We start from the raw sequence: 7,975 nt of genomic DNA, 5'->3' as shown, positions 1-7,975 counted from the left end.
CGCTACGCACCCCGAAACCGGAAGAGCCGCTAAAGCAAAGGCTTTCATCGCTGGACGCGTGGCGCATCTCGTTTTGGCAGGGGCAGCCCTTCTACTCGCACAGCTGCTCGACACTCACCGTGGGGCTACTGGCAGGTGGGGTCATTCTTTCTTGAGCCCTTGGGAAGTTGGCAGCGTTAGATTGCTCCGATTTTGGCATGAATTGCCGGACACGCATCCGCAAACGGAATCCGCTCCTGCTCAATGCGCAGCCGGCCCTCGGTGAAGAGCAGGCGGTAGGCGCGCTGCTCTTCGGTGGTGAGGTGGGTGAGCGTGGCGGAGCCGTCGCCGGGGTCGGGGACGGCGAGGTGCTGGAATGCGGTGACGGTGGCGGGGTCCATGAGTAGTGATGTGGTGTGTGTGGGGGAAGTGGGCGCGCACGGCGTTGAGGATGGCAAAGCCAGCGGCATCGAGGTCGCCCCAGTAGGTGATGTCGGCTTTGTGCAGCCAGCTCAATGCGTGGAGCTGGTGAGCGGCGGTGCCGGAGCCGAGGATGGCGATGGTGGGAGGGGAGGCGTCGGCAAGCGCGGGAAGTGTCAGGAAGGTTTGTTTGTTCTCCACGATGAGCACCCGGGGTGGGGTGTCGGGGAAGAGTCTGGCTGCGTCGGCGAGGGGGATTTCGATATCGGAGAGTGCTGGTGCGCGGTTGAGGTAGCGCAGGCGCAGGCGGGTATCACTGCGGCGCAGGCCCACGTCCGTGATGCCGGAGGGCGCGAGGAGTGTAAGGAGCAGGCGGCGGAATCGCGCATCAGGCGCCGGAAGGAGAGGGCGCGTGCTTCAACAGGCATGTCTTGATTCTGACAGGTGTGCTGGACATACGCAGCGAAGACTGGTTTAAATATTCGAAGTCCTGTGGTGGGTGCTTGAGTTTTGGATGCGCCGAGCTAAGTGGAATGAATAAGCCTATTATGTAGCAACGGTATTTGGAGATCAGCTCTTGAATTACAACTACTGAATTGTTTAGAATATAGGCACGACGAGCCGGCCACCGGAGCGTTGTCGCCTGGAGCCGCGTAGGCTCCAGAGCTTTTTCGGGGGTCTTTAAATTTCAGGGAATCCATTTTCGCTCGTGTACAAGTGCAGGACCCAAGGCTTTCACGAGGCGTCTAGTGGCACGTGCTGCAGATTTACTGCCGTGGTTTTCCTCTCTGTGGCGCCTCAAGATATAAGCTGCCATGTCAGCGGCCTGAATGCCGCGGTGAGTTCTCGAATCTATGAAATGGATGTTTCCCTCAACACAGAGAAGGCGTTGGCTGCGAAATCCAGGGGTTTCAATTTCGCTAAACCGCTGAATGCTTTCATTGAATTCGTCTTGTCCTGGCACGGTATCGGCAATGACTTGGCATCGATGGCCTGAACTTGCGCAATACTCATTTACTCTTTCGAGTAGATGACGCAGTGTGATTTCATGAGGGCTTTGGGGATAACGGTAGCGTGCATTGAGACGTTTTACGTCAACGCCTTCGAGAAAGACTTTTGCTCCTGAGTTTTGAACAGCATGCATCACTGATTGATATATGGTTATGCAGGCTCCAAAGTGCTCTCGTAAATCAGTCCAGTCGTCGAGACCGTTCATCAGCGCGTGGCCGTGAAACTCAGGCGAGTGTTCCCAGTGGTTCCGTGCTTGGGCGTGATCAGCCAAACTATCGAGCCGTTCTATCAAGATCGATTCTTGCTTCTCGTTAACCAAGACTCCTGCGACGTAATAGTGATCGCGTTGGTAGGACTCGTCAATGAAAAGCTTAAGCATTTCTACTTCCTTGAAAATGAGGCTTGAGTTAGATTTTGCGCTGCGTAACCGGAGAGATCAACGTTTTCATGAGCTGCTATGGGAAAGGGGAGGCGTCGCCAAGCGCCCGCCCTTTTATACGCCGTCCCTCACGAGCTCCTTGAGGGCGTCGAGCGCCTCACAGGAGGCGGTGTCGTAGCGTTCGCGCAGGAAGTGGTGGGTGGCGTCGGGGTTGTCCAGTGATATGGATGTGTCGCTGAGGTTGTGCAGTTCTGATTCGCCGGCGGCGGTCTTCTCCACGGACCAGAAGCTTTCCGCGCGCAGGCCTAGCTCGCCGGCGCGTTCGAGGGCGCTGAAGGCGTGGGAGGCAAAGATGAGCTGCGCGCCGTTGACGTTGATGCTGGGCTCGCGGAAGGCGTGAATGATGAAGTCGAGAAGAGCTGGGCGCAGGGCGGAATCCAGCTCGTCGGCCACCAGGATCCCGCCGCGGCGCAGGGTGTCCAGGACTAGGGGAGCGGTGGCCATCCAGTTCTGTGTGCCGCCGGATTCATCGGTCAGCTTCAGCTCGTAGAAGGAATCATCGGCCTTGTGCTCCACGATGATGGCGTGCAGCAGGGATTCAATCTCCGTATCGGAGTAGGCGCTGAACTCGTCGGGGCGGCGGATGCTGCCATCGCTGTGGCTGAGCGCATCGATGACCGGGCGCATCTGGCGGAAGACGTGCTCCGGGATGTGGTCCTGGTTCAGCCGCACGGAGTGGATACCGGCATCGGCCGCGCGAAGTAGGGCGGCAGCCTCATGCAGGTGCAGCTTGCCGGTGCGGATAAGGGTGGTGATACGGGAGGCGGTGCTCATCGCGGTATGCCCGTGCGGCAGATAGGACACGTCGTGCACCAAGGCGCGGGCTAGCGGGGCGAGGATGGGGTGCCCGTCGCGCAGGCCGGCGGAAAGGATAAGCTCGGTGTCTGTCACGGGACCGAGCTTGGCCACATCCCCCTTATCCATAAAGGAGCGCGTCCACTGCACCTCCTCACCGCGGGTGCGCACGAAACAGGGGCTCCACCTGGTTGATGGCACGCGGCTGAGCCACTCGGCATGCACGCCGGTAAAGCTCCACTGGAATCCGTAGAGATAGCGCACTCCATCGAGGTCGAACTCCAGCTCAAAGGTGCTGGGCAGGCGCTGCGTTTTGGGGTCGAGGCGGTACGGGGCGTGTGGGAGTTGGTTGGGTGGGGCGTCGGCAAGCCAGGCGGTGGCAGAGGACTCGATGGCAAGCAGTGCGAAGGCCAGGGCGTTGAGGACGCTGCTCTTTCCAGAGGCGGTGGAGCCGATGAGGACGGTGATGGGGTCGCTGACCTGCTCCCAACCTTCCTCCGGCGTGGTGGAGTGCTGCCAATGGTGGTACAGCGAAAGCGTCTGCGTGGCGCGGATGCTGCGGAAGTTGGACACGCTAAAGGAAAGGAGCCTCATGGTCGCGACACTACAGGCTCACACATGCCGGATCATAGAAGGCTGTTTCAGAACCGGGTGCGTGCCCTCATCCGGATTTCGGACTCACTCCAGCAGTCGCTGGTAGCGTCTGTTTACATACCGCAACCAGCAACCACAGGAGGCCGCATCCTATGGACGGAGATATCACTGGTCTGCTCGTGTGCGCCGGTTTAGTGCTGGTCATGGTGGCCTACTGGACCTTTTATATCCGGTACGTGCGGAGGAATCCCCAATCAGAAGCGTGGTACGACTCAGCCGATGCAACAGGTGCGGAAAGCGATGGCGTCCTCTTCATTTATCCTTATGGCACGCTCATTATGGGCGCGGCCGGTGCCACAGGGTTGGTGGCAAGTGCGAACCTTCCCGAGTCCGTCGAAACGGTGTTGCTTGTTCCGCTCGTGGCAGCTTTCGTCATCGGGGTTATTGGATTTACGGGGGCGATTGGGGTTCCGCTTCCGTGGCCTTTTGTTCCGCGTTGGGTCGTCGACATCCGCAAAGCAAAGCGCGCGCGACGCCGCGCGCGCAGACAAGCCAGAAAAGTGAAGAAGAAAGAATAGGCTTGGCCGTTATCCCAGCGCCCTGAAACTCAGCCCGGCCAAAAAGTGAGCAGAAGCGTGCCTTGGCTCCGTCGTGGCGGTGAAAGGGCGGAAGAGCGCTGCTGAAGCTTAGACAGCGATTTCAGGGGCCTAAATTGCCGTTTTCTGGGCCCGCCGATTAATGTTGCTGGGAGCGGATTCGCTGTCTTACGTAGCTCGCCAGCTGAACACTGGTGTAGGTTGCGCTGACAGGGAATACGCGGGGCTATAGCTCAGTCGGTTAGAGCTACGGACTCATAATCCGTTGGTCCCGGGTTCGAGCCCCGGTGGCCCCACAACGCAAGCTTTCATCGCTCACTGCCTTTGTGCTGTCCTTTTGGCCTGAGACTGTCCTTTTTTGAGGGCGTTTTACATTTTCGAGCGTTGGGATGGTGCCGTGTCTCGGGCCTGTTGTACTCTTGGCAGGAACTGGAAGGAGGGCAGACATGGAACAATATACGGCGCGGCAAATAGCTGAATGGTTCGTGGCGTGGGCTGATGAAACTGACGATGCAGAAATTACGCAGCTCAAGCTTCAAAAGCTTCTTTACTACGCCAAGGGGCTGCATATGCGCAATTCTGATGGTCTGCCGCTTTTTCCTGAACGAATGGAAGCATGGGCACATGGCCCAGTAGTCGTAGATGTCTACCATGACGTTAAGCACTACGGAAAGCTTCCCATCGACCCCGATGAGTTCATCTCGGATGATTTCAACTGGGATGATTACCGCGACGTTGAGCAGGATTTGATTGAAGTGTGGGACAAATATGGTCCTTATTCCGCATGGGCATTGCGGAATAAAACCCACACCGAATCTCCTTGGAAGAAGAACTTCGTCGAAGGCAAACGCGGGTTGGAAATAACGGATGCCGATCTGAAGAACTATTTCTGCTAGCTGTGAGCAAGAAAAGTAAACGACGGGGGAGTAGGCCAACCAGAGGGGTGAGGAGCGCCCCAGCCTCAAGCGTCGTGGATGCTCTTCGTAGCTCGCGGGCTGACTATCCGCTCCTGTCAACGCGATTCCTGCAGAAGGGGTGGGGATTCGAAGAACTAGATGATTCGATGCGCGCAGAGTTTCTAGAAAAATGGCACAAACGGTCAGTGCTTTCATGGAAAGAGCTGGCACAGCATCCCAAGCACGGACTCGGCTCAGAGTTTATTCCGGCAAGCGCGATTATTCCTCAGATTCCTCGGCAGTTTCAGGATGTCGAGAGATTCCGGGTTTACCGCCATAAAGGGAATCTCCCTTTTGCGGGCTGGAAAGACGGGGAAGTGTTTTACGTCATTTGGATTGAGAAAGCCTACAACGAGCTCTACGAGCATTAGCTCCTGTTCTGAGCCCTCGTAGGTCAGCATTTAGGCGGAGCATTCCAAGGAATAGCTCCTTAATGCGAGAATCCGCTCGCTACCCGTTACGATGACCACTATGAGCGTTGTCGAGATGGACCCATTGATCGAGTCGCTGTACTACTGGTCCGACATCATTGGTGTCCTCCTCATGGGCATGATTGGCGGAACGATGGCGCGGCAGCGCGGCTATGACATCGTGGGCTTCTTCTTCATCGCGATGTTCTCTTCCCTCGGCGGCGGCATGATCCGTGACGTGCTCATCAACCGCGGAACCGTCGCCGCGATGAGCCAGCCGGAGTACCTCTACCTGGCGTTTACCGGAGCCATCATCGCCCGCTTCGTCTACTTCAAAGGCAAGACGTGGGACTATGTGCAGTCGCATGGTGATGCGGTGGTCTCGGCGCTGTGGGCGTCGACAGGCGCGCTCAAGGCTATTGCCTATGGCCTGCCGCTGATTCCCTGCATCATGATGGGTGTGTTCACGGCCACGGGCGGATCCATGATTCGTGATATCGCCATGGGCCGCGAGCCGGCCGTCTTCGGGGATAACACCCCCACCGTGATTCCCGCGGTGGCTTGTGCCCTGGTGGTGCTGGGCGCGGATTCGGCCGGCTACCTGGCCTGGGGAATCATCCTGGGCCCCATTGTCTCCTTTGTGATGACGATGCTGGGTATTTGGGCCGGGTGGCGCGTACCTGCCCGCCAAGAGTGGGCGCCAGTCAATGACACCGCGGCCTACGTTATGGTGATGGCGCGCAAGGCGGAGAGTAAGGGTAGGGCCGTGGGGCGTCGTCTAGAGCCCAGCAAACTCCGCTCCTGGCGCCACAACCAAATGGAAAAGGCACTGCAGCGCCGTATTGAGCGCGAGGTGCGAGCAGGCAAGCGACGTGCGGAAGCGGCTATCGACGCCAACGAGTTCCTCGATTCTTTCAATGAGGAAGTCGCGGAGATGTCAGAGATGATTGAGCCTGCCACTGCGGAGGCAGAAACCTCCGACTTCGGTGTGGATCTAAGCGGTGACTCCTATGAGACCCCGAGCGCCGATGAGCCCTCACCGCGCGAGCTTCTGGACCGCATTTTGGCTGATGATCAGCTCACCGATGAACTGGTGGAAAGGCTCATGCGTCGCTATGAAAAGAGGGATGATTAGATGCTTTAAAGTATGGGTGAAAGTGAGGTGATGAGCGCGTGACGTCGAGGCGTTCTTTTCTGGGCCTGCTGGGGGTGCTGGCAGTGTCGGGGGCAGTGGCACCCAAGGTGGTGGGCTGCGCTTCGGAACCGGACCGCATTGATACCTCAGGCTTAGACCTCATCACCACTGATATTTCAGAGCCGCAGCGCACCCTCATCCCGGCTGATTCCAACGATGTGCCGGGGCAGACCATCATCAACTTGGTGTATTCCGGATTGATGTATCTGGATGAAGATGGTGATACCCACTATGACATGGCGGAATCCATCACACAGGTCGATGACACGACCTATGACGTGGTGATTCGTGAGGACGCAGAGTTCTCCGATGGCTCGAACGTTACTGCTGAGGACTTCGTCGATACGTGGAATACCGCGGTAAACCAGTCGCTGCTGTCTGCGCACCATTTTGAACCGATCCTAGGTTTCCACGAGGGCGGCAAGACTATGCGTGGCCTGACGGTCACGGGGCAGAAGTCCTTCCGCATTCAGCTCTCACGTCCCACGGCGGGATTCCTGGAGAGGCTGGGCTATTCGGTCTTTTTCCCCATGCGTTCCGAAGACCAAGACAAGTTGAGCGAGCGCGGAATGGAACCCATCGGCAGCGGACCGTACATGCTGGCCTCTTGGGAGCGTGAGAAGGCAATAACCCTCGTGCCGAACCCGCGCTATAACGGTCCGCGCAAGCCACAAAACGAGGGAATCACGTTCGTTGTCTACTCCTCGGAAGAGAAGGCCTACCAGGATCTCGTCGAAGGCCGGTTGGACGTGCTCACGCGCATCCCGTCGGAGAGACTCGGCAGCTTCGAAAAGGACCTGGGTGAGCGTGCGCTGACTAAGCCAGGTGGCTCCATCATGGAAATCACCATCCCCGCCAATGACGCGAATTTCCGCGGTGAGGCTGGGCGCTTGCGCCGCCGCGCTATGTCCATGGCGGTGGACCGCGAAAAAATTGCTCAAGAAGTCTTCCACGACATGGTGGTTCCGGCCACCAGTTTCGTCGCGCCCCTCTTTGGCTCCACCCCGCCCGCCCCGGAAGGAGCCGACGTGCTGACCTACCAGCCGGACAAGGCCCGCGAGTTGTGGGAAGAAGCAGAAAAGCTGGAGCCCTTCGAGGGCACATTTAGCATTGGCTATAACGTCGATGGCGGCCATAAGACGTGGATTGACGCGGTGGCGAAACAGTTGACGGATACCCTCGGCGTTCCCTCGGAGGGCCAAGAGTTTGGGACTTTGAAGGACCTGCGCAAAGAGGTTACTGCCCGCCACATCACCGGGGCCTTCCGCACGATCTGGCAGGCGGAGTTTCCAGAGGAATCGACCTTCTTGGTTCCCTTGTATGCCTCCTACTCCTCAGAGAACGAGTCCGGCTTTAGCAGCCGTGAATACGATAAGTTGCTGGAAAAGGCAGGTAAGGCACAAGACCACGAGGAAGCCCAGAAGTACTACACCGAAGCGCAGAGCTTGCTGCTGGAAAAGATGCCGGCCATCCCGCTGTGGACGACAAAGTCCTATACCGCTTACGGCGCAGATATCGTCCCCGCCGGCTTCACGTGGAAGCCCACCCCGAATTACTATCTCATCCACCGCGCTTAAAGT

General features: G+C 58.0%; 8 protein-coding genes, 1 tRNA gene and 1 pseudogene. 6 read left to right on the top strand and 4 right to left on the bottom strand.

Annotated elements, in window-relative coordinates; all coding sequences use genetic code 11:
- Positions 1-176: 176 nt before the first annotated feature.
- The 4 genes and pseudogenes from HMPREF2896_RS13145 to HMPREF2896_RS11055 form a co-directional block, all read right to left on the bottom strand.
- Complete coding sequence (locus tag HMPREF2896_RS13145) at positions 177-380, bottom strand: Wadjet anti-phage system protein JetD domain-containing protein (protein ID WP_256375593.1); 204 nt, start codon at positions 378-380, stop codon at positions 177-179.
- Positions 381-465: 85 nt separating this feature from the next.
- Positions 466-732: pseudogene (locus tag HMPREF2896_RS13140) on the bottom strand (Wadjet anti-phage system protein JetD domain-containing protein); the annotation flags it as partial.
- A 355-nt stretch (positions 733-1,087) separates the two neighbouring features.
- Positions 1,088-1,789, bottom strand: coding sequence for a DUF3800 domain-containing protein (locus HMPREF2896_RS12545; protein ID WP_083311490.1), 702 nt, complete (start codon positions 1,787-1,789; stop codon positions 1,088-1,090).
- A gap of 114 nt (positions 1,790-1,903) precedes the next feature.
- Positions 1,904-3,238, bottom strand: coding sequence for an AAA family ATPase (locus HMPREF2896_RS11055; protein WP_070719534.1), 1,335 nt, complete (start codon positions 3,236-3,238; stop codon positions 1,904-1,906).
- Between the two features lie 152 nt (positions 3,239-3,390).
- Between HMPREF2896_RS11055 and HMPREF2896_RS11050 the strand changes: the two genes are divergently transcribed.
- From HMPREF2896_RS11050 to HMPREF2896_RS11025, 6 genes are all read left to right on the top strand, one after another.
- On the top strand, positions 3,391-3,816 hold the full coding sequence (locus HMPREF2896_RS11050; protein ID WP_070447514.1) for a hypothetical protein: 426 nt from the start codon (positions 3,391-3,393) through the stop codon (positions 3,814-3,816).
- 240 nt (positions 3,817-4,056) lie between these two features.
- Positions 4,057-4,130: transfer RNA gene (locus HMPREF2896_RS11045), tRNA-Ile, on the top strand.
- Between the two features lie 150 nt (positions 4,131-4,280).
- Complete coding sequence (locus tag HMPREF2896_RS11040) at positions 4,281-4,730, top strand: Panacea domain-containing protein (protein WP_070711510.1); 450 nt, start codon at positions 4,281-4,283, stop codon at positions 4,728-4,730.
- A gap of 74 nt (positions 4,731-4,804) precedes the next feature.
- Positions 4,805-5,161, top strand: coding sequence for a hypothetical protein (locus HMPREF2896_RS11035; RefSeq protein ID WP_083311489.1), 357 nt, complete (start codon positions 4,805-4,807; stop codon positions 5,159-5,161).
- 100 nt (positions 5,162-5,261) lie between these two features.
- On the top strand, positions 5,262-6,335 hold the full coding sequence (locus tag HMPREF2896_RS11030) for a trimeric intracellular cation channel family protein (RefSeq protein WP_070719543.1): 1,074 nt from the start codon (positions 5,262-5,264) through the stop codon (positions 6,333-6,335).
- A gap of 38 nt (positions 6,336-6,373) precedes the next feature.
- Positions 6,374-7,972 (top strand): ABC transporter substrate-binding protein, encoded by a 1,599-nt coding sequence (locus HMPREF2896_RS11025; RefSeq protein WP_070719533.1) that lies wholly within the window; start codon positions 6,374-6,376, stop codon positions 7,970-7,972.
- Positions 7,973-7,975 lie beyond the last annotated feature (3 nt).

This window comes from Corynebacterium sp. HMSC069E04, assembly GCF_001813175.1.
Classification (GTDB): domain Bacteria; phylum Actinomycetota; class Actinomycetes; order Mycobacteriales; family Mycobacteriaceae; genus Corynebacterium; species Corynebacterium aurimucosum.
Note: the sequence above shows the minus strand (reverse complement) of the source record. Positions and strands in the feature narration are given on the sequence as shown.